Below are 20,678 nucleotides of genomic sequence, written 5' to 3'. Positions count from 1 at the left end.
TCCTGGAACGACATCCAGGGTAACACCTTTACACAAGAGATTTTTGTGTTCAACTCACCATTGTTGCCTTCAACTGTCCAATCCAGGATAGCTCGCAATTTCAATAATTGCACGCGCTCTTATTGCGCCTGGGGAGGACTATATGGCTTGTTGAATGCATCAAAAAACACTGCCATCCTCGCCGGATGGCTTTTTTAATGGCCACAGCGCAAACGAGACGCGGTGGCCCTTTTTTTCAAAGGAGGCACTATGATTATTTAACAAACGCTTGGTAAACACAATACCTGGCTCACCATTTCTTCCCTTCATCAGAGAAAGGAGATCTGATATGATGATGTCAGTACAAACAGAAAGGCCCTCACGCGAGTCTTTGGCGGGACGACGTGAGGACCCCAGATCACACCGACAAGTACATGCGGTGTTCCGCATAATTTAGGACAAATTTCCGATAACTGCAAATGGAATCATAAACTTGTGGAGAAAATAGATGCAAACCTGGAAGGATGTATTCCGCAGAAAAGAGGAATTGCAAAATCTGAAAAACATAGGATTCTGCTTTCTGATTGTCGTTATCCTCATCACGGGTTCCTATGCCCTGACGGGGTTGCGCGACATTTTTCAGGTCTCGCTTGCGGAACCTACCGAGTGGGAAATTACCGCAACGCCTGACGATATTGACGAATAGTGATAACCATTCACCAGAGGATTAACCATGCAGTACGCAGAAGAGCGGGACCTGGTGCGTCGCACATTAAATGGCGATGCCGGGGCTTTTAACAGCCTTTACAAACGCCACCACGCCCGGATTCTCGCCACATTAATTGGACGAACCAGAAATCGACACGATGCTGAAGATTTGATGCAAGTGACTTTCTTACGCGCCTATCGCGGTTTGTCCGGGTTCCGTGGGGAGGCTGCGTTTTCAACATGGCTGATGCAAATTGCCCTTAATGTGTGTACCACGCACATGCGATCCAAACAAGCCCGTAGATCGTGGCAGCAAACCATTGAAGATCCACAACTCGGCTATCGAGATAGCTGGGAGCCAGCCAATACAGAGCGTCCCGACGATGCATTGTCTCGAAAAGAATGCCGCGAAATACTCGAAGAAAGCATAGCAGAACTGCCACAGCGATATCGCCATGCCGTGCGATTGCGCTATGTGCAGGATCGATCTTATGCAGAAATTGCCAGAGAACTCGGCGTGCCGATGGGCACCCTGAAAACCTGGCTTCATCGCGCGCGACACCAGTTGCAAGAATCTCTCAATGACACGGAACTTGCGGCAATGTAAAACGTCTTACAACGTGTTAGCGCAATAGCTGTTAAATTTTAACAACAAAGGGAGAAATTCATTTTATGCACTGCGACATTTGCGGGCGTGAAAACGCGCACATCCACAAAATCGACCGCATGTATGGCAAGGGGAAACACACCGTCACCATTCGCAATATTCCCCTTGCGATATGTTCGACCTGTGATGAACGCTATTTTGCGCCTCGCATACACGACAACGCCGAGCAACTGAGTCCAGTACTTCACAAACACTCGGAATCGACCTGTCTTGTATAAACAAGCAGCTTAAAAAAGCCGCCGGTACATCTATCGGCGGCTTTTTTGTGTTCATTTTCGGACACCACTGTATCAAAATCGGACACTTGACCTCATAATTAAATTTTTATGAGGCCAGCTATTTTTTATTTTTTGCCAATATCCCAAATTTTTTAAATAATTAAGTGGATTATTATCAACATTTTAAAAAAATAAAGAGAAATATAGTCTAAAAAATTTACTTGAATTATCGATCTCCAAAAAAATTTGGCACGATTTTCGCTAAATTAAAACACAAACAATCTTTCCAATTATCAAAGGAGGTCCCATGCTCAAAAATTACCTGACCATAGCCCTGCGAAATCTGGTACGCTACAAAACATACACCGCGATCAATGCCCTCGGCCTGGCAACGGGCATTGCGTTTTGCCTCCTCACATTTCTCTACGTGCGGCACGAATGGACTTATGATCAATTTCACGAAAAATCCGATCGCATTTTCCGACTCGGCATGTCTGGTGGAATGTTTGGCGGAAGAGACAATACCATACATGTCCGACTATCGGATCAAATTGGACCACTCATGCGAGATAACATCCCGCAATTCGCCCACGTTGTGCGGATCCATGAAGGCCCAGGCACTATATCTCACGGCAACAACACCTTTGAAGTGAAATCTCTGTTTACCGACGAAGACTTTTTTCAATTATTCACGTTTCCACTCATTCACGGCGATTCCAAAACCGCACTCGCAAATCCAAACAATCTTGTCTTAACGCAAAGTGCGGCAAAAAAATATTTCGGACAAACCAATGTTGTGGGACAGGAAATCAGCATCCGCGACAAAATCTGGAACGAGGAAGAGAAGACTTTTGTAATCGCGGGTATCGCACAGGATCCTCCTGAAAATTCCAGCATTCAATTCGATCTGATTTTTTCTCAAGCAAGCCGTCCTCCTTCTAAAAATAAAGTAACGTCATTTATCATGACACCAGACGGCAAAACCGAACGCAAAGAAATTGCCCCGCCCGTCTTTTCGAGGGGAAGAAATGTCACCTATATACAACTAATTGACAACGTGCAAATGTCAGACTTAGCTCCTGTCCTGAATGCATTTGTTGAAGCAAACAAAACGCCAACTCCTGTAAGCAGGGCCAAGTCTAAGCCCAGATTTTTTGAACAGGACTTGACCTTGCACTTGCAGCCCATTGCGGATATCCATTTTGATCGCGAAATAACAAATGGACTTTCAACACCGAGCAACCCCGCATATTCCTATATCCTCGCGGGCATTGCCCTATCCGTATTGCTGGTGGCGTGCATCAATTTTACGAACCTCGCCATTGCGCGATCTGCGACCCGAGCGCGAGAGGTGGGTGTGCGCAAAGTGGTCGGGGCGATGCGTTTTCAACTGATGAAACAATTTTGGGGCGAATCTCTGCTGCTCACGGGTGTGGGAATGCTGTTGGGACTTGCGCTAACAGAGTTTTTTCTTTCGACCTTCAATGCTTTGACACAGGTAAATTTAACACTGGATTATCGGCCCTCCCTATCTGGCCTGCTCTTTGGCCTGTCGCTCTTATTGGTTATAGGTCTGGGTTCAGGCATCTATCCAGCACTCGTGCTATCGGGTTTTGACCCCATTGCCGTTTTGAAGAACCGATTCAATATCGGCGGCAGGTCTTGGTCTGGCCGCGTCCTGATCGTTGGTCAGTTCGTCGTTGCAATTTTGTTTCTCATCGCCACCCTTGTAATGTCTCGGCAATTGACATTCTTAAAAGAAAAGAATCTGGGCTTGAATGAGTCGCAGGTCGTGTTGGTAAAACCGAGGATCTCGTTAGAAGATCGTCAGGAACGTTATAGGATATTGCAACTTTTCAAGCGAGAACTCAAACTTCACCTTCAGATCGTAAACGTGACACAATCGCGTTTATTCTCCCACCTGGAAGCGGACTCAGACACCCGCAAAAGCAATATTACATTTCCCAATGGAGAAATCGTGGAAAAAGCCGAAATTTCCGTAGATTACGACTTTTTCGATACACTGGGTATTAATTTATTGGCGGGACGCAACTTTTCGCCAGATTTTGGCACAGATGCAACACAGGCTGTTCTGGTCAATAAAACATTTGTCGAACGCGCGCAATTGGAACAACCATTGAATGCGGCCTTGCCCATGACGAAGATGATGGCTTCTTTTGCGACGGGAGATAGCTTACCAAAAGTTCAGCAAATAAAAGATCCCCAAATTATCGGTGTCGTAGATGACTTTCATCTACGGTCACTGCATCATACTCTACCTCCTTTGGTGATATTTTTAGATGCAGTCGGCTATGCCGACGATTTCCTTGTACGCATTCGCCCAGAACGCATGCCTGAAACGCTCGCCTTTATGGCTGAAAAGTGGCAGTCTATTGCGGGCGATGCACCGTTTGACTACGTCTTCCTCGACGAAAATTTTGATCGCCTCTACCGCGAGGAAGAACGCTGGGGCACCATTGTCCAATACGCCTCTTTCTTCGCGCTCTTTGTCGCCTGCCTCGGAGTCCTCGGCCTCACATCCCTTGCCATTACCCGACGCACCAAAGAAATCGGCATCCGCAAAGTACTCGGCGCATCGAACCATCACATCGTCGCCTTATTGTCCCGGGAATTTGTAGTACTTATTCTCATCGCCAACCTGATCGCCTGGCCCATCGCCCATTACGGCGTCGAACACTGGTTGCGGGATTTTGCCTACCGCATCGATGCAGGTATGGGCCTCTTTATGCTCGGCGGATTACTCGTCTTTTTAACAGCCCTGCTCACCATCGGCGTTCAAGCCCTCAAAGCCGCACAGCGCAATCCCGTTCACGCCCTGCGATATGAATGAGAGAAAATTATTGGGATCTCATTGAGAAATAAGGGCAAATAAGGCGTCATGAGAGAATTGACCATAACCCATTGATTTTATTTTTTTAAAAAAGTTTAATTGTTTTCCATTAAACTGTAAAATTTCCCTTGACACCTGTTCTTTTGTTTAGTATTTTTGTGCATAGAACGTTGAGACATAATCCTTCGACAGGAGGTAATCATGGCAAGCATTGAGATTCAGACCGAGCAGGAAATTAGGGAAATTTTATTGTCCGATTTGAGTCGGGATTTGCTCAAAGTAGCCGATCGCATTCAGGCCGAGATGCCGCATGTGCCTTTTGATGCTATTCGTCCCGAAGCCCTGGCGCGCGTCGAAGCCGCCGAGCAAGCCGTCGATACCCTGGCACGAGATTTGACTCAGGGGCAAGGGGAACTCACCGAGTGGCACGGTGCCCTGACGGATTACGAATCGGCCTGGTTTCAGGTTATTGAGTCTTTAGGCGTCCGCAATAATTAAATCACAACCCATATATTCACGTTTATTTTCGGCGATAAATAACCCATTGTATTGCCGATTTCCACGAAAGCAAAGGAGAGGTAGCAATGTCCCAGCGAGATATGAAAACGAATAACTCAAATATGACTGCGACAGCAGCCCAACCCATCGACCATATCAAGAAGCAGATAGCAGAGTCCGAAGGTTTTCCCATCGAGAAAATCGATGAGTTTGTGGTGTTCATTCAGAATGATCCCTACATCACGTCTGCGGGGTTGCAGTACAAAATGTTGCAAACCTATAAGGCTGGCAAATTCGCAGTACAGGCCGTAATGCCTTCCAAAGAAGAATACGCCCTATTGCGGCGGATGATGGGCTTGAAAGATGAGGAACCGCTGGTGGTAATGCGCGGTGAAGTGTGGGTTGATGGGCTTGCGCGTCCTTTTGTCGATTACGGTACCACAACGCCTAAAAATCTCAAAGGATTTGTGCGGTTTTCAGATTACCCACTCGAAATGGCGACGCGACGCGCCACCAATCGGGCAATGCGTTTGGCTACCGCAACGGGGATGTGTTCCGTCGATGAACTACAGGTAGCCACAGATGCCGCGCAGACCGATGGCAATGTCGAAGCGGCGCACAATACCGCTACGCAAAGTCAGATTGATCTGATCAAAAGTCTGGGACGCAGTCCGCGGCTAACCGAGCGAGAACGCGAGCGATTGAAAACCCAGATTGAAGGTGGATTGGACAAGCGTCAAGCATCTGAACTGATTCACAAAATAAAAGCGAGGTTAGACGCCCGGCGCAAAGCCGATGCACAACCTATTGCGGCTTGATTTTGAGCCGGTTGTAGCGCGCATTCTTTCGTCAGGGGAGAGGGGAAGGATTTAGCGTACAACCGGCACTAAATAAAAAAGCGGGAGCTCTTTGAGAGCCCCGCTTTTTTGTTTTTTACGACGATTAGTGCCCTCTTGTGCTTTCGTTTCCATTTGTGTATCATGGAGCAAATTTACAGACAATCAAAAATGCGATAAAAGGCGTACTGTTATGAAAACGATAATAATGGGAATTTTGTGCATTGCGCTGACTGCAACAGATGGTCTGGCAAAAGATGCTTCGCCAGAGGCCATTGCCGCGGCAGAAAGAGCATATCGTGAAGGGATGAAACACTTTGAGGCAGAAAATCTGGACGCGGCACTTGTATCGTTTCAATCTGCGATTGCCCAGCACGAAAAGTACGCACCCGCCTATGTGGGTCTGGGGCATGTCTATTTGCAACAGGGCGATTTGTCCGAAGCGGAAAAGGCATTTAAGACCGCAGTCTCAAAAAACAAAAAATACGCGCCAGCTTACAATGGATTGGGGCTGGTATATAGCCGCAAAAAGAACGAACTACGTCGGGCAATTGCGTATTTTCGGGATGCAAATCGAGCAGACAAAACGTACTCGGAAGCGCAATATAACCTGGCGCAAACCCTGGAAAATTACGGCAGCAGTGAGACCCTCAAAGCCTATCGCAATGTCTTAAAGATCGATCCCAAACACCCCAATGCAAACTATCGCATAGGCATATTGCTCGACACAGATGGAGAACGCGAAAAAGCCGTGCAAGCGTATCGCGATCAATTAGAAGCAAAACCTGAGCACCTCGGCGCGCGCTTGAATCTGGGCATTGATCTGAAATTGCTCGGGCAATTGCGAGAGGCACTTCAGCACCTGCTCAAAGTTGCAACGGTTGCCAGCGATTTTCAACGTCGCGCCGTATTGGAATTGGCGCAGGTATTTCAAAGGGCAAAGGCATTTGAACAATCAGCGCGATTATTTGAATCCTATATCAAACAGTTGTCCGAAAAAGAGCAAGAAACGTATTGCGATCTGAATCTCGTCGCATCGGGTCCCATTCTCAAGGAATATAACGATACCGAGACACTTCCCCAAAAAAAGCGCGTTTTTAGAACATTCTGGTCGCGCTTAGACCCGGCTCCCGTCACCGAAGCCAATGAACGGTTATTGGAACACTATCGCCGCGTCGCGTATGCGCGTGAATTTTTTGGGACACTTCGATTTCCCTGGGACGCGCGCGGCGAAGCCTATATCCGCTATGGCTCACCCGACCATGTGAGCAATTCGGGCAATATTCAACTGGAGCGAACAAAAAAATTGGTTGACGTAAAAGAGCGGCTCATTCAAAAGGCGGGGCCAGCAGTAGATCGGTTGCTCAGAGCGCGGGCCGACGCGGTCGCATCGAGCATGGTGGGTATGCGCGGGCAATTGCAGCGCACAGGGGACCGAAGCCCCGGCGCACGCGGCGAACGACAGCAAGTAACCAGTGGAACCATTTTGGGATGGCCGGTATATCCGGTGGACGGGATATGGGAATACTGGATCTATGCCGATGTTGGCGATGGCATAGAGGTCGTATTTGAACAGCGCTCAAACCAGGGAGCCTGGGATTATGCCGATATACCCCTCGGCAGGGGGCGGATTGCCAGAATCTGGCAGGACATGCATCCCGAAATCGTCTTGAAACAGGTTGCTGCTATTACACCGATGACATATCGCCCCGACTTTGCAACGGGCGCATTGGATTTTTATCTCGCCTCATCTGCTTTTCGAGGACAAGAAGATCTAACCGCACTCGAAATTTATTACGGTATTCCAACCGCGCAGTTGCACTTTGCAGCCGGGCAAGAAGGCGTGCAGATCGCACAATTAGATCGCGGCATTGTCGTTTACAATCAGGCGGGCGATCCCGTCTATCGCACCAGCCAGGAAATGGTACTACGCGCATCGGGTGAAGCCGATCAGTCGCCTGGCGCATATATGCCGGAGATGGACCGTCTGTTTTTAACACCAGGAAATTATCGCATCTCCGTGCAGGTTCTGGATCGCCGTTCGAGAAAATCACAGGTGTATCACATCAACCGCGTCGTGCCCGAATACGATATAGACGACGAGTTAAAAATCAGCGATGTGGAACTCGCCGCCACCATCAATGTGGCCGACAAGAGCCGGTTCCAAAAGGGCGATATCGAAGTAATTCCCATAGCTTCAAAAGCCTATTTGCCCACGCAACCCGTGTTTATCTATTTTGAAATTTACAACCTAAAACGCAATGCCTTTGGCCAGACCAAATACCGCGTATCTTATGTGGTGCGATCGCGCGATCAAAAGACCATCGGCGCGCGAATTTTGGGTAGTGTGGGCAAAATGCTCGGACAAAAGAGCGAACAGGGCGTTGTCTCAATCGAATACGAGCAGGTGGGAACAGAGACACAAGAGCCGGGATATCTTGAATTGGATATGTCGCGCTCTGAACCGGGCGAAAAAATCGTAGAAATCGCGATTGTAGATGAAACAACAGGTCAGACGGCAACCGCGACAGCGACATTTGTCACTCAATAGCACAGGAGCAAATACAATGCGTATTTACGACATTGAAACCATGCGCACACACGCGCGTGAGATTTTTGATACGGCAGTCAAAGCAGTTGATGCCGAACAGTGCGTACGGCAATTTGTATCGCTGGATGGCGATATTTTGCGCGTGGGCGATCAAAATTATGACTTAAGTGTTTACCGCCGCATTCTGGTCGTGGGCACGGGCAAAGCCTCACCGCAAATGGGCGTAGCTCTGGAAGATATATTGGGTGATCGCATCTCCGATGGATCTATGAATACAAAATACGACCACGCATTGCCCTTAAAACATATCGACATAGTGGAATGCGGCCATCCCGTACCAGATGAATCGGGAGTTGACGGCGTCGGGCGCATGGTGCGCCTGCTGGAAGAAGCGGATGAAAACACACTGGTGATTTGTTTAATTTCCGGTGGCGGCTCGGCACTTGCGCCCGCACCTGCTGAAGGATTAACGCTTGCAGACAAACAAGAGACGACGAGCCTATTGTTAGCCTGTGGTGCAAATATTGTAGAACTCAACGCCATCCGCAAACACCTGTCGCGCCTAAAAGGCGGGGGGTTAGCGCGTGCGGCTTTTCCCGCGACCGTAGTCGCGCTGATGTTATCAGATGTGATTGGCGATCCCATGGATGTCATTGCATCTGGTCCCACGGTGCCGGATACCGCGACATTTAAAACGTGTATGGATATCCTGGACAAATACGAATTGGTCGATAAAATACCCGAAAGTGTTCGGCTGCGACTACAAGCCGGTTTAGCTGGAGATATTGAAGATACGCCCAAGCCCGGCGACGCGGCACTGTCCAGAGTTCAAAATCTCGTGGTGGGCAGCAATGGCCTGGCAGTGGCGGCGGCGAATAACAAAGCGATGGAATTGGGGTATAATACCCTGGTATTATCTACGTGCATTGAGGGCGAGGCGAGAGAAGTCGCTTATGTATATGCGGGTATTGCCAAAGAAATTGTGACATCTGGACAGCCCCTTGCGGCGCCCGCCTGCGTAATTGCTGGCGGAGAAACAACCGTACTGGTGCGCGGAGATGGCAAGGGCGGACGCAATCAAGAGATACCACTCTCTGGCGCGATTCAATTGGCAGGATGGGACAATGTCGTACTGTTTAGCGGAGGCACCGATGGCACCGATGGACCAACCGATGCCGCGGGCGCCGTAGCCGATGGACAAACCATTGCGCGCGCAGAAGCACTGGGACTTTCCGCGATCGCACATTTAAAAAACAATGATTCCTACCACTTTTTTAAACCACTGGACGACCTGATCATCACCGGAGCAACCGGAACCAATGTAGCAGATGTCGCGCTGGTAATGGTCGGAAATGCATAACTTCGGGAAATATGTCTCATGTCCAATTTAACCGAACCCATCCTCAACGAAGTCGAAGTCGATTATTTTCGGCGTCATGGATATATCGTGCGCACCGATTTGCTCACCGATGAGGAGCGCGACGAATTTATCGCCCTATTTGATCGCGACCGCGAGCAATTTGTGTTTCGCTGGCATCCCTATGGCTACCACCAGCAAGCCAATTATGACGCACTCGTCACCACGCCCGAATTTGACCGCGTGATCCGTCATCCAAAAATCCTCGCTGCAATCGAACAACTCATGGGTGGTCCGGTTTGTTTTGGCGAAATAGGTGCGCGTTACATGCACCCTTACGACGGCGAACTACACCGCAGTTGGCACCGCGACCGCCCCCACTGGGACGAGCATCCACTCCGAATGGACTATATCCAACTCATGCTCTACCTCACAGACGTCGGTGCAGACACTCACTGCTTCTCACTCTCCCCCGAATCGGTTTACGAACCCGCGCTCGAAGACAAAGAAGCGCAACTCAAACGCGGCGGCATCACCGATATTCACGGCCCCGCAGGCACGGTCTGTCTCTTCAATGTCGCGGCACTACACACAGCCACCACGCGACCGACGCACCAAGACCGCAAAACCCTGCAAATCTACTACGGACACCGCGACCGCAAATACCTGGCCAATGACTCCGTCATCCCTCCCATCTTCTGGCGCGACCACGAAGACCCCGAAGTGCGCGCCTTTTACGGCAACCTCAACGAAGTCTCCAATATTTACAACAAAGCATTTGGAATCCAGCCCTGACCATGGCTGCAACATCTCCCCAACAAGAACGCATTCCCTCGCGCATCACGGGTCGCTCCGTGTTCTTTGGCGCACTCACCGCCATTGCCCTCAACGTGTACACCGACCACGCCGGGCTGGTGATGGGATCGTCATCCCTGGTCAAATCGCAATACCCCATGGCCATGTTGCTGCCCTTTGTACTCTGGTTATTTGCCAATATCGGTCTCAAAACCTTCTGGCCCAAAGCGGCCCTTTCGGGCACCGAACTGCTGGTCATCTACAGCATGTCCTGGATCGCGGGCGTTATTCCCCTCGAAGGTTGGGCAGCTTATTGGACGAGCACAATGGCCGTGCCCACCTATTATGCGTCACCGGAAAATCGCTGGACCGAAATCATCTTTGACATCTTGCCCTGGTGGACCCTGCCAGATATATCGCCTGCGGTCATTCGTCCTTTCTACGATGGATTGCCTCCCTATGGTTCCATCCCCTGGGTGGGCTGGTTGCAACCCCTATTCTGGTGGACCGCCATCTCATTGGCTGTTTTTACGGCGGGATTGTGCTTGTGTATTCTCTTCCAACGCCAGTGGGAAGACCACGAGCGACTCGCCTTTCCGCTCGCGCAATTTGCCGTAGAACTCACATCTGGCTTTGATCAACCCGGGCGCGTCCCCGATATTTTTCGCAACAAAATTTTCTGGGCGGGATTTTTCACTGTTTTTGGCGTCTTCGCGTGGAATATCCTCGGTTATTTCGCCACCGGCTTGCCGCGCATCAATATCTATGCCGGGTATCTAAGCAAACAAATCGACCTCGCCCGCGACTTTCCACCCATTTACCTTCGCATCTTGCCTCCAGTAGTCGGCCTCACCTACTTTTGCAACCTCGACATCCTCTTCAGTTTTTGGGTTTTGCGCCTCGTCGCCATAGTCAAACTCGGCATTATGGACCGCACGGGTTTCACCCTGGGCCTGGCCAACCAGCAGGCAAAATCATCTGAAATCATCAATCTCGAAAGCCACGGCGCCCTCGTTTTATTGGCACTCTGGTCTGTTTGGGCCGCTCGGGGGCACCTGTCTCGCGTCTGGCAAGCTGTTGTAGAAGGCCGACGGTCTGTTCATAACGACGGCGTTATATCCTACCGTCTGGCGTTTATCGGCTTTGTTCTGGCAACCACCTTCATCATCGGCTGGATGAGTGCAATGGGCCTGTCTATCCCCATTGCACTCTTGCAAACCGCGCTACTCTACACGGCATATTTCACCGTCGCCAAATTCACGGCCGCCAGTGGTTTTCCCCATCTACTACCCATATATGGTAAAGGCGGAGGCATGGTCTATACCTTTACAGGCACTGCCAACTTGACCCCCTCGGACTTTGTGGGTACCGAATTTGTCAACTCCAGCGCCTTCTTTGGCAACACTCGCATTCCCGCATGGCCCGCGCTACCCCACCATCTGAAATTGCACGGCGCAACGCCAAACGCCCGCATGGCCCGTATCGCCGTGCTCGCCTTCACCGCAGGCTTGCTCGCATCCTTCATCTTTATTATCTATCTGGCATACGCCCACGGAGGGCAAAATCTGCACACAGCCCCATTTTCCGGCCGATCAAACTCGGCCTCGGTCCGCCTCTACAGCAACATGACCAACCACATTCTCAACGAACAAAAAACCGTCTTTGATCCATATAAAATGGCCGTATGGTTCATTGGCATCTTTGAAGCGCTAGTACTCATTGGCTTGCGAAGCCGCCTGCCCTGGTGGCCCCTGCACCCGATTGGCCTCGCCTTTCAAAATACCTCTGGCCCAAGAATCTACAGCTTCTCCATTTTTCTCACCTGGGCAGCCAAATCACTTTTCCTGCGTATCGGCGGTATTGCCCTGTACCGCCGTGCAGCACCTTATTTTATTGGCCTGCCAGTGGGCTATGTCACAGGCGTCATCGTTTCGTCTATTGTCGATCTCATCTGGTTTCCAACAGGTGGGCACTGGACACATGGATGGTAGGTCTGGGATTACTACAGAAAGGTTTCTCATGTCCGGACAAAAACACATTCTCATCACAGGTGGTGCGGGCTTTGTCGCTGGCATGTTGCGCCAGTACTGGGGCGCGACCTATCGCCTTCGGCTTGCAGATGTGAACCCGGTTGAAAATCTTGCAGGTCACGAAGAATTTGTCCAGATGGATATTACCAATCTCGACGAATTTCAAGCTGCTTGTCGAGGCATTCATACCGTAATACACCTCGCAGCCGACCGCAGTCCGCGTGCCGACTTTTACGAAACCTTGCTCGACCTCAATATTATTGGCGCATACAACGCCTTTCACGCTGCGCACCTGTGCGGTTGTAAGCGCATTGTTTTTGCCAGTTCTGTCAATGCCGTTTTGGGCTACCCGGGCGATTCCTCCATTGAATGGGATGTACCCGTATTTCCCACCAATGTCTATGGTGCCACCAAATGCTGGGGCGAAGCCCTTGCGCGGGTATATTCCGCAACCCACGGACTGTCCTGCATCTGTGTGCGCCTGGGCGGCCCGAGATGGAATGCCGATGAAATTTACGACCCAGACAAACCCAGCATACTCATCAGCCCCAGAGATACCGCACAACTTTTTCAAAAATGCGTGGAAGCAGATACCGACTTTGCCATTGTACATGGCGTATCTGATCACAAAAAATCCTATCTCGGAATTGATAGCACCAGGAAGGTATTGGGCTACACCCCACAAGATGGCACCGCGCAAAGGCCGTAAACAGAAAGGATGCCCATGGGAAAGGGAAAATTCTCATCGACAAAAACCTATCGCGATTTGCCCTGTGCACATCGCCAGGGATACCACGACGGTCACTGTCGCTTTGTTCACGGATACAACCGCGAGATCACGTTTTATTTTACCTGCGACGAACTCGACGAAAATCACTTTGTCGTCGATTTTAGCAAGCTCAAGAAACTAAAAACGTGGTTAGAGCACATGTTTGACCACACAATGCTCATCAACGAAAATGATCCCGAACGCGAATTTTTTGAAGAAATGCACCGCCGGGAACTGATCGATCTGCGAATTATGCCCAACGTTGGCATGGAAGCGTCATCAAAATTTGTCTTTGATTATGCCGACAAACTCGTGCGCGACATGACCCACAACCGATGCTGGGTCTATAAAGTTGAAACCCGTGAAAACATGAAAAACTCGGGCATATACGAACTCGTAGATGGCTGATCTATACACCTGAACAGTATTTTTTATTTTACTGCACAAAATACTGCACATATTTTTTCTTATAACACAATAAATTGTTAATAAACAAATATTTATTGTGTTATTTTTTTCTTGACTTATGAACAAATGTTCACTATATTCTTGCTCAGCCATAACTGAGGCCAAATCAGACAGATGTTCCACACGCGATATAGGACCTCAGAACACCATAAGGAGGAAACATGATTTCCGAAATGAACCAGCATCGCAGACAGGCTCTTCACAAAGCCCCAGTATGTACCTCACCCTATGCGGGCGATGAACCCTCTTTGGCCTATTACTACAAGGAGATCGAACGACATCCACTGCTCACGCCGGACGAAGAGAAAGCCCTGACAGAGCAAATAGCCCTGGGCAATCTGCCAGGCGCGAGCGCTCGTGTTCGGCGGGCAGGTGAACACGCCCGCGAAAAGCTCATCACCAGCAACCTGCGCTTCGTCATTCACGTTGCCAAAAATTTTGTGAATCAAGGGCTTCCCATGGCCGATCTCATCAATGAAGGCAACATGGGACTGATGACTGCCGCCCGCAAATTCAAACCCGAAAAAGGTTACAAGTTCATCACTTACGCAGTCTGGTGGATCCGACAGAACATCCTCAAAGCCCTTGAAGTCCAAACCCGATCCATCCGGATTCCCGGCAATGTTGTCAACGACCTCAACAAATTGCGCAAAGTTGAAGCTGACCTGACTCAGCACCTCGACCGACAACCCGATGCCGACGAACTCGCCCGAGAAACCGATCTGCCCATCAAAAAAGTCACACACACCCTCGAATCGGCTTACAACACCGTATCGCTGGATACGCCAATGTACGATGAAGCCACAAACTCTGCACCACGCACTGTCACCCTGCAAGAAACTCTGTCAGATCCCCAAACACTGTCTCCAGAAGACGCCTATATTCAAGACACGATGCACAATGATATACACAACGCGCTCGGTGCCTTGCCCGATCGCGATCGGCAAATTCTACATCTCTATTACGGTTTCAGCGACCCGGCAGAACGCACCGAAGTCAGCAGTTCAAAACCCGCGACTTATCAACAAATAGGCAACAAACTGGGGGTGAGTAGAGAACGGGTGCGCCAACTCAAAGAAGAGGCACTCAATCGGCTGCGGCATCCCACCCATAGCAAACGGCTTGCGACCTATTGTAGTTAAAGCGAGGAATAGTACACCGCTCGTCTCAGAAAAAATAGCCCCAGCAAAATCAGAGCGTCGGCGCGACTTGCCGGCGCTCTTTGTGCTTCTAGGGAAGTTGTACACCTCTGTCTTTCTACTTGCGTCTAAAGCCAAAACCTTGCTATTTACAATATCCAAATAAATTTTCTGGAAAGTTGCACACCGCCTATTGGCTCACAGGTAAATCAACTATGAAAATCATCATCCTCTCTACGCTCGGCACACTCATTATGCTCGGCGTGGGTGTGTACATTGTTTTTTATATTTCAGAGCGCGACAAAATTGAAGGAAAATCCTTCTTCCGTCTTGAAAATCGCTGGCTCTACGGATTTTTGGCCTACGCATCTGTCATTGTCGTCACTTTTCTGATCCTGATTTTGCAAACCTCGCTCACCCGCCAGGAGCAAACCCTTGAAAATACCCAGGCGCGGTTCCAGCAAGAACTCACGGCTTTTCGCGAGCGACTCGGCGACCAAACCGACCGTCTTATGGCCCAAATCAATGAAAAAGCGGAACTCACTGGATCTGAAGTCGAGGTGCGCGGCAAGCTATCCAATGAGATTGCACATCACCAACGCACCCGCAAAGAACTCGACGCTACACGCGAACAACTGCGCCTCACACAAAGCGACTTAAATCGGGAAACGCTCGCACACCGCGCCTATCTGGACAGCCTCAACACCGAAAAATCACTTCACGCATCAACCCAAAATCGGCTCAAGCGCGAGGAGGCACAACACGCCAAAAACCGCGAGACATTGCGAAACACCCAACAAAAGCTCGACCGCGCCAACGAGCGACTAAATGTACAAAATCGCCAGATCAAGGCACTGAGAAGCGACCTCAAAAGCGCGCAGGACAACGCCAACAGCGCACGCCAGATGGCCAGCCGCCTCTTACAACAATCCGACGACCAGCAGCGAGCACTCATAATCCTTCAAGCCACCGTCGATTCTCTCTTTTTGAAAGAATTTAAACGCCCCCGAATTCCTTTAGACAAATAGACAAGGAGAAAAATACATCGTGAAACTCAAAATCCTCCTTCCCATCATTGTCCTGATTATCGGTATGCTGGGAGCTTTTGCACTGGTCAAAAGCCGAGAAGTCGTCCAGCCTAAACCAACAGAAGTGCCCCCGCCGCTCGTGCGAGTTCAATCCGTTTATTTTACAGACTTTCAACTCATTATTCCAGCGCAAGGCACGGTTGCCCCGCGCACGCAAACCACACTCGTTTCACAAGTGGCAGGCCAGATCATTAAAGTATCACCAGCATTTGCCAACGGGGGATTTTTTGAAAAAGGCGATGTCCTGCTCACCATTGATCCGCGCGATTACGAAGTCGCGGTTGCACAGGCACAGGTTCAGGTCGCACAGGCCAAATTGCGATTGGCACGCGAAGAAGAAGAAGCCGCAATTGCCCGCGACGAATGGAAACGCCTGGGCAATGGAGATCCAACCGATCTCGTCTTGCGCAAGCCACAAATTGACGAAGCCCGTGCGACCATTGCCGCTGCCGAAGGGGCATTAATGCGCGCCAATCTCAACCTTGAACGCACGCAAATCAGAGCGCCATATCCCGGACGCGTTCGCACCAAAAATGCCGATGTCGGGCAATACGTCAACCCGGGTTCACCGCTCGGCCATATTTATGCCATCGACTATGCCGAAGTGCGCCTGCCCGTGTCCGATGACCAGCTCGCTTATTTGGACCTGCCGCTCTCCTTTCGCAATAATCCCCATCATAATTCAGGCCCCGATGTGCGTTTCCACGCCACATTTGCCGGGCGGGAACACATCTATATGGGACGCATTGTGCGCATTGAAGGTGAAATTGATGCGCGCTCTGGCATGATCGCGCTCGTCGGGCGCGTAGATAACCCATACCGCCAGCGCGATAGCAACACGCCGCCATTCGCTGTGGGTATGTTTGTCACGGCAGAAATCCTGGGCCACCGCGCGGAAAACGTCGTGGTCATCCCGCGCGCTGCACTGCGCGAAAAAAATCGCGTCCTCGTGGTCACGGGCAATCGCCTCTATTATCGAACCATCGACATCTTGCGCGCTGACGCAGAAAAAGTCGTTGTTAAAAGCGGTCTAAAATCGGGTGAGCAACTCTGCGTATCGCCGCTCGATACCGTCGTCGATGGCATGCGCGTGCGCACCGTGCGCACTGGAGGTACACAATGAAAAATGCCATTGAATGGTTTGCCCGAAACAGCGTGGCGGCCAATCTGTTGATGGTATTGATCCTGGGAGGTGGTATTCTTCTCGTATCCCGCATCCGCATGGAAGTCTTCCCAGAGATTTCACAGGATATGATCAATGTCTCCATGATCTATCTAGGGGCTGCTCCCGAAGAAGTCGAAGAAGCCATCTGCATACGCATCGAAGAAGCTGTGCTGGGTCTCGACGGCATTAAGCGCATCACCTCCACGGCATCGGAGAACAGCGGTGTTGTCAACATCGAACTCGAGGCGGGTGCCGATATGCGAAAATTGCTCGACGATGTCAAAGCCCGCGTAGATGCCATCACCACTTTTCCGGTGGAAACGGAAAAACCCGTCATTCGAGAAATCACCAACCGCCGCCAGGTCATCAACGTTGCTATCTCGGGACCGACAGATGAAAAAACCCTCAAAACAATTGGCGAGCAAGTCAGAGACGACATTGCAACCATTCCCGGTATCACACAGGTAGATCTCGTCAGCACACGCCCTTACGAAATCGCTATCGAAGTCTCGGAAAATGACCTGAGGCGTTACGACCTCACCTTTAGCGAAATTGCCATGGCCGTGAGGCGTTTCTCGATCGATCTGCCCGGCGGCGCCATTCGAACACAGGGTGGCGAAATCCTATTGCGCACCAAAGGGCAAGCATATCGAGGCAAAGAATTTGAATCGCTCGTCTTGCGTTCTCGCCCCGATGGCACGTACCTTCGTCTGGGCGATGTCGCCACAGTCATCGACGGGTTTGCAGAAACCGATCAATCTGCTCAATTTGATGCAGAACCCACTGTAATTGTCCAGATTTATCGCGTAGGCGATCAAAATGCTCTGGACATTACCGAAAAAGTCAAAGCCTATATCAATAATACACAACAGCGCATGCCCGATGGCATCAAACTCACCGTCTGGGCAGACTCTTCTCGCATCTTAAATGACCGCCTGGAACTCATGCTGCACAATGGTCAACTGGGTTTTATCCTCGTCTTTATCGCGCTGACGATGTTTCTCCGATTGCGCCTCGCCTTCTGGGTTGCTCTGGGCATTCCCATCTCATTTCTCGGCGCAATCGGCCTGATGCCCTTCTTCGACATCTCCATCAACATGATCTCCCTTTTTGCATTTATCGTGGTGCTCGGCATTGTCGTAGATGATGCGGTCATCGTAGGAGAAAATATCTATCGCCATTACCAAATGGGCAAACGCGGTTTGCGCGCCGCCATTGATGGCGCGCAAGAAGTATATGTTCCCGTCATTTTTGCTATCCTCACATCTATTGCAGCCTTCTCTCCCCTGCTCACCGTTGAAGGGAGCATGGGAAAAATCATGAGACTCATTCCCATGATTGTTATCCTTACCCTCATATTTTCCCTCATCGAATCGCTCTTTATTTTACCAGCACACCTCGCGCACGCCAAAATAGATTTAAAAAAAGACAGCGATCCCCCGCGCAAACGCGCCATTGTCACTCTGTGGCAACGCGTTCAAAATGGCGTGGCCGATGGTTTACTCATCGCTGTTGACCGCTATTATCGTCCCTTTCTCGAATGGGCACTCCAATGGCGGTATCTGACCCTCGCTGGGGGTGTTGCCACGCTCTTTCTCACCGTGGGTCTCGTTGGCGGTGGATGGATCAAGTTCGTCTTTTTTCCCAACGTCGAAGCCGACAGAGTCGCGGCCATGCTCACTATGCCCCAGGGCACACCTGCCGAGGTGACAGAAACCGCAGTGCGCCGCCTGGAGGCGTCAGCGCAGCAACTCCAACGGGAAATCGAAAGCGAGAATTCGGGTTCGGTATTTCGCCATGTCTTCGCATCCGTGGGCGAACAACCCTATCGCGCAGCACAAGGCCCGCCCACCGGGAATGCCGCCTCATTTTCATCAGCACATCTGGGCGAAGTCAATATTGAACTCGTGCCTTCAGAAAATCGCAATATCGGCAGTGAAGAAATTGCCAGACGTTGGCGCGAACTCACTGGCGCTATTCCCGACGCGGTCGAACTGACCTATTCATCCTCGCTATTTTCATCTGGAGAAGCCATCAATATCCAGTTCTCAGGCCCCGACTACGGCGAATTGCGCGAAGTCGCCGAAAAATTCAAAAGCGCGTTGAATGACTATCCCGGTGTCTTTGACATCGCCGATTCATTTCGCCCGGGGAAAGAGGAAGTAAAACTCTCTCTCACCCGACAGGCCGAAACTCTGGGCATCACATTGGCCGACCTCGCACGCCAGGTCAGACAGGCATTTTACGGCGAAGAAGCGCAACGCATTCAGCGCGGGCGCGACGACATCCGCGTGATGGTGCGCTATCCCGAATCAGAGCGTCGGTCTCTGGGTAACCTCGAAGACATGCGCATTCGCACGCCCGGCGGAGGCGAAGTGCCCTTCTCAATCGCCGCGAGTGCCGAACTCGGTCGGGGCTACGCATCCATCCGGCGCGCCGACCGCCAGAGAGTTATCAACGTTACTTCCGATGTCGATATAAGCATCGCCAATGCAAACGAAATCATCGCCGAATGCACCCGCACTGTCTTGCCTCAAATACTGGCAGACCACCCCCGCGTGCGCTACGATTTTGAAGGCCAGCAAAGAGAACAGGCCGAAATGCTACAGGGACTGACCCAAAGCTTTGTTATCGCCTTACTGATCATTTATATTTTGCTCGCCATTCCCTTCAAATCCTATGTCCAACCCCTAATTGTGATGGGGGCCATCCCATTTGGAATCGTCGGCGCAGTCTGGGGGCATGTCGCTCTTGGATTTAATCTCTCTATTCTCTCCGTATTCGGCATCGTTGCACTTACAGGTATCGTCGTCAATGACAGCCTGGTCATGGTCGATTTTATCAACAAACAACGCGAAAAAGGCCACGCACTTTTCGATGCACTCCGAGAAGCTGGCGCTGTGCGTTTCCGCCCCATACTCTTGACCTCAGTCACGACATTTCTCGGCCTCACGCCCCTGCTATTGGAAAAAAGCCTTCAGGCACAATTCCTGGTGCCGATGGCTATATCCCTCGGCTTTGGCGTTCTCTTTGCAACCGTCATCACCCTCTTACTCGTCCCCATCAGCTACAATATTCTCGAAGACATCATCAACGCCTTTTATCGCCTCATCGGGCGCGAACGCCGCGCATTCCGCGCAGATATAAATCGCGCTGCCGATTAATCCCAATTCAAAAGATTGACAAGCTATTTCGATGCGTGTACATTGCGCTCACGACTTATAACGCATATCTCAAAACTGAAAGGATAACCAATGGCTCCCAACATCATCTTTATCCTCACCGATGATCAAGGACCCTGGGCTGCCGGATGTTATGGTAATCCAGAAATCCGCACCCCCAATCTCGACCGCATTGCTGCCACGGGTATTCGCTTCGACAATTTCTTTGTCACCATCCCCGTGTGTTCGCCCAGCCGCGCCTCTTTTCTCACCGGTCGCATACCCTCACAACACGGCGTACACGACTGGATCCGCGAAGGCAACACGGGTCCCGATGCAGCTTCTTATCTCCAGGACGAAATCTGCTATACCGACATCCTATCCGAACACGGCTGGAC

Annotated in this window: 17 protein-coding genes; all 17 read left to right on the top strand. The window is 50.6% G+C overall.

Going from position 1 to position 20,678, the window contains the following annotated elements; all coding sequences use genetic code 11:
- Positions 1 to 487: 487 nt before the first annotated feature.
- On the top strand, positions 488 to 685 hold the full coding sequence (locus tag OXH16_00085) for a hypothetical protein (GenBank protein ID MCY3679763.1): 198 nt from the start codon (positions 488 to 490) through the stop codon (positions 683 to 685).
- Positions 686 to 712: 27 nt separating this feature from the next.
- Complete coding sequence (locus OXH16_00080; protein ID MCY3679762.1) at positions 713 to 1,294, top strand: RNA polymerase sigma factor; 582 nt, start codon at positions 713 to 715, stop codon at positions 1,292 to 1,294.
- Positions 1,295 to 1,359: 65 nt separating this feature from the next.
- On the top strand, positions 1,360 to 1,572 hold the full coding sequence (locus OXH16_00075; protein MCY3679761.1) for a YgiT-type zinc finger protein: 213 nt from the start codon (positions 1,360 to 1,362) through the stop codon (positions 1,570 to 1,572).
- A 307-nt stretch (positions 1,573 to 1,879) separates the two neighbouring features.
- The gene (locus OXH16_00070) at positions 1,880 to 4,423 is read left to right on the top strand and encodes an ABC transporter permease (GenBank protein ID MCY3679760.1); all 2,544 of its coding nucleotides are present in this window, start codon (positions 1,880 to 1,882) and stop codon (positions 4,421 to 4,423) included.
- Between the two features lie 201 nt (positions 4,424 to 4,624).
- Positions 4,625 to 4,921, top strand: a complete 297-nt coding sequence (locus tag OXH16_00065) for a hypothetical protein (protein ID MCY3679759.1) — start codon at positions 4,625 to 4,627, stop codon at positions 4,919 to 4,921.
- Between the two features lie 86 nt (positions 4,922 to 5,007).
- On the top strand, positions 5,008 to 5,739 hold the full coding sequence (locus OXH16_00060) for a hypothetical protein (protein MCY3679758.1): 732 nt from the start codon (positions 5,008 to 5,010) through the stop codon (positions 5,737 to 5,739).
- Positions 5,740 to 5,950: 211 nt separating this feature from the next.
- On the top strand, positions 5,951 to 8,308 hold the full coding sequence (locus OXH16_00055) for a GWxTD domain-containing protein (GenBank protein ID MCY3679757.1): 2,358 nt from the start codon (positions 5,951 to 5,953) through the stop codon (positions 8,306 to 8,308).
- A gap of 16 nt (positions 8,309 to 8,324) precedes the next feature.
- Positions 8,325 to 9,668 (top strand): glycerate kinase, encoded by a 1,344-nt coding sequence (locus tag OXH16_00050; protein ID MCY3679756.1) that lies wholly within the window; start codon positions 8,325 to 8,327, stop codon positions 9,666 to 9,668.
- Positions 9,669 to 9,686: 18 nt separating this feature from the next.
- Positions 9,687 to 10,460, top strand: a complete 774-nt coding sequence (locus OXH16_00045; protein MCY3679755.1) for a phytanoyl-CoA dioxygenase family protein — start codon at positions 9,687 to 9,689, stop codon at positions 10,458 to 10,460.
- A 2-nt stretch (positions 10,461 to 10,462) separates the two neighbouring features.
- Entirely contained in the window at positions 10,463 to 12,451 is a 1,989-nt protein-coding gene (locus tag OXH16_00040) for a hypothetical protein (GenBank protein ID MCY3679754.1), read from the top strand.
- Positions 12,452 to 12,479: 28 nt separating this feature from the next.
- A complete protein-coding gene (locus tag OXH16_00035) occupies positions 12,480 to 13,199 on the top strand; it encodes an NAD(P)-dependent oxidoreductase (protein ID MCY3679753.1) in 720 nt (239 codons plus the stop codon).
- Positions 13,200 to 13,214: 15 nt separating this feature from the next.
- Entirely contained in the window at positions 13,215 to 13,667 is a 453-nt protein-coding gene (locus OXH16_00030; GenBank protein MCY3679752.1) for a 6-carboxytetrahydropterin synthase, read from the top strand.
- 221 nt (positions 13,668 to 13,888) lie between these two features.
- Entirely contained in the window at positions 13,889 to 14,869 is a 981-nt protein-coding gene (locus OXH16_00025) for an RNA polymerase sigma factor RpoD/SigA (protein MCY3679751.1), read from the top strand.
- A 212-nt stretch (positions 14,870 to 15,081) separates the two neighbouring features.
- Positions 15,082 to 15,894, top strand: a complete 813-nt coding sequence (locus OXH16_00020; protein MCY3679750.1) for a hypothetical protein — start codon at positions 15,082 to 15,084, stop codon at positions 15,892 to 15,894.
- A gap of 19 nt (positions 15,895 to 15,913) precedes the next feature.
- Positions 15,914 to 17,077, top strand: coding sequence for an efflux RND transporter periplasmic adaptor subunit (locus OXH16_00015; GenBank protein MCY3679749.1), 1,164 nt, complete (start codon positions 15,914 to 15,916; stop codon positions 17,075 to 17,077).
- Positions 17,074 to 20,283, top strand: coding sequence for an efflux RND transporter permease subunit (locus OXH16_00010; protein MCY3679748.1), 3,210 nt, complete (start codon positions 17,074 to 17,076; stop codon positions 20,281 to 20,283). The genes OXH16_00015 and OXH16_00010 overlap by 4 nt, the downstream gene beginning before the upstream one ends.
- A 90-nt stretch (positions 20,284 to 20,373) precedes the next feature.
- The coding region (locus OXH16_00005) for a sulfatase-like hydrolase/transferase (protein MCY3679747.1) at positions 20,374 to 20,678 on the top strand (305 nt) is incomplete at its 3' end.

It is taken from the genome of Gemmatimonadota bacterium, from assembly GCA_026705765.1.
Classification (GTDB): domain Bacteria; phylum Latescibacterota; class UBA2968; order UBA2968; family UBA2968; genus VXRD01.
Note: the sequence above shows the minus strand (reverse complement) of the source record. Positions and strands in the feature narration are given on the sequence as shown.

What these genes read in the sequence shown, in the direction of transcription:
- OXH16_00085 (MCY3679763.1), top strand. Translation starts at nt 488, where the DNA reads ATGCAAACCTGGAAGGATGTATTCCGCAGAAAAGAGGAATTGCAAAAT.
- OXH16_00080 (MCY3679762.1), top strand. Translation starts at nt 713, where the DNA reads ATGCAGTACGCAGAAGAGCGGGACCTGGTGCGTCGCACATTAAATGGC.
- OXH16_00075 (MCY3679761.1), top strand. Translation starts at nt 1,360, where the DNA reads ATGCACTGCGACATTTGCGGGCGTGAAAACGCGCACATCCACAAAATC.
- OXH16_00070 (MCY3679760.1), top strand. Translation starts at nt 1,880, where the DNA reads ATGCTCAAAAATTACCTGACCATAGCCCTGCGAAATCTGGTACGCTAC.
- OXH16_00065 (MCY3679759.1), top strand. Translation starts at nt 4,625, where the DNA reads ATGGCAAGCATTGAGATTCAGACCGAGCAGGAAATTAGGGAAATTTTA.
- OXH16_00060 (MCY3679758.1), top strand. Translation starts at nt 5,008, where the DNA reads ATGTCCCAGCGAGATATGAAAACGAATAACTCAAATATGACTGCGACA.
- OXH16_00055 (MCY3679757.1), top strand. Translation starts at nt 5,951, where the DNA reads ATGAAAACGATAATAATGGGAATTTTGTGCATTGCGCTGACTGCAACA.
- OXH16_00050 (MCY3679756.1), top strand. Translation starts at nt 8,325, where the DNA reads ATGCGTATTTACGACATTGAAACCATGCGCACACACGCGCGTGAGATT.
- OXH16_00045 (MCY3679755.1), top strand. Translation starts at nt 9,687, where the DNA reads ATGTCCAATTTAACCGAACCCATCCTCAACGAAGTCGAAGTCGATTAT.
- OXH16_00040 (MCY3679754.1), top strand. Translation starts at nt 10,463, where the DNA reads ATGGCTGCAACATCTCCCCAACAAGAACGCATTCCCTCGCGCATCACG.
- OXH16_00035 (MCY3679753.1), top strand. Translation starts at nt 12,480, where the DNA reads ATGTCCGGACAAAAACACATTCTCATCACAGGTGGTGCGGGCTTTGTC.
- OXH16_00030 (MCY3679752.1), top strand. Translation starts at nt 13,215, where the DNA reads ATGGGAAAGGGAAAATTCTCATCGACAAAAACCTATCGCGATTTGCCC.
- OXH16_00025 (MCY3679751.1), top strand. Translation starts at nt 13,889, where the DNA reads ATGATTTCCGAAATGAACCAGCATCGCAGACAGGCTCTTCACAAAGCC.
- OXH16_00020 (MCY3679750.1), top strand. Translation starts at nt 15,082, where the DNA reads ATGAAAATCATCATCCTCTCTACGCTCGGCACACTCATTATGCTCGGC.
- OXH16_00010 (MCY3679748.1), top strand. Translation starts at nt 17,074, where the DNA reads ATGAAAAATGCCATTGAATGGTTTGCCCGAAACAGCGTGGCGGCCAAT.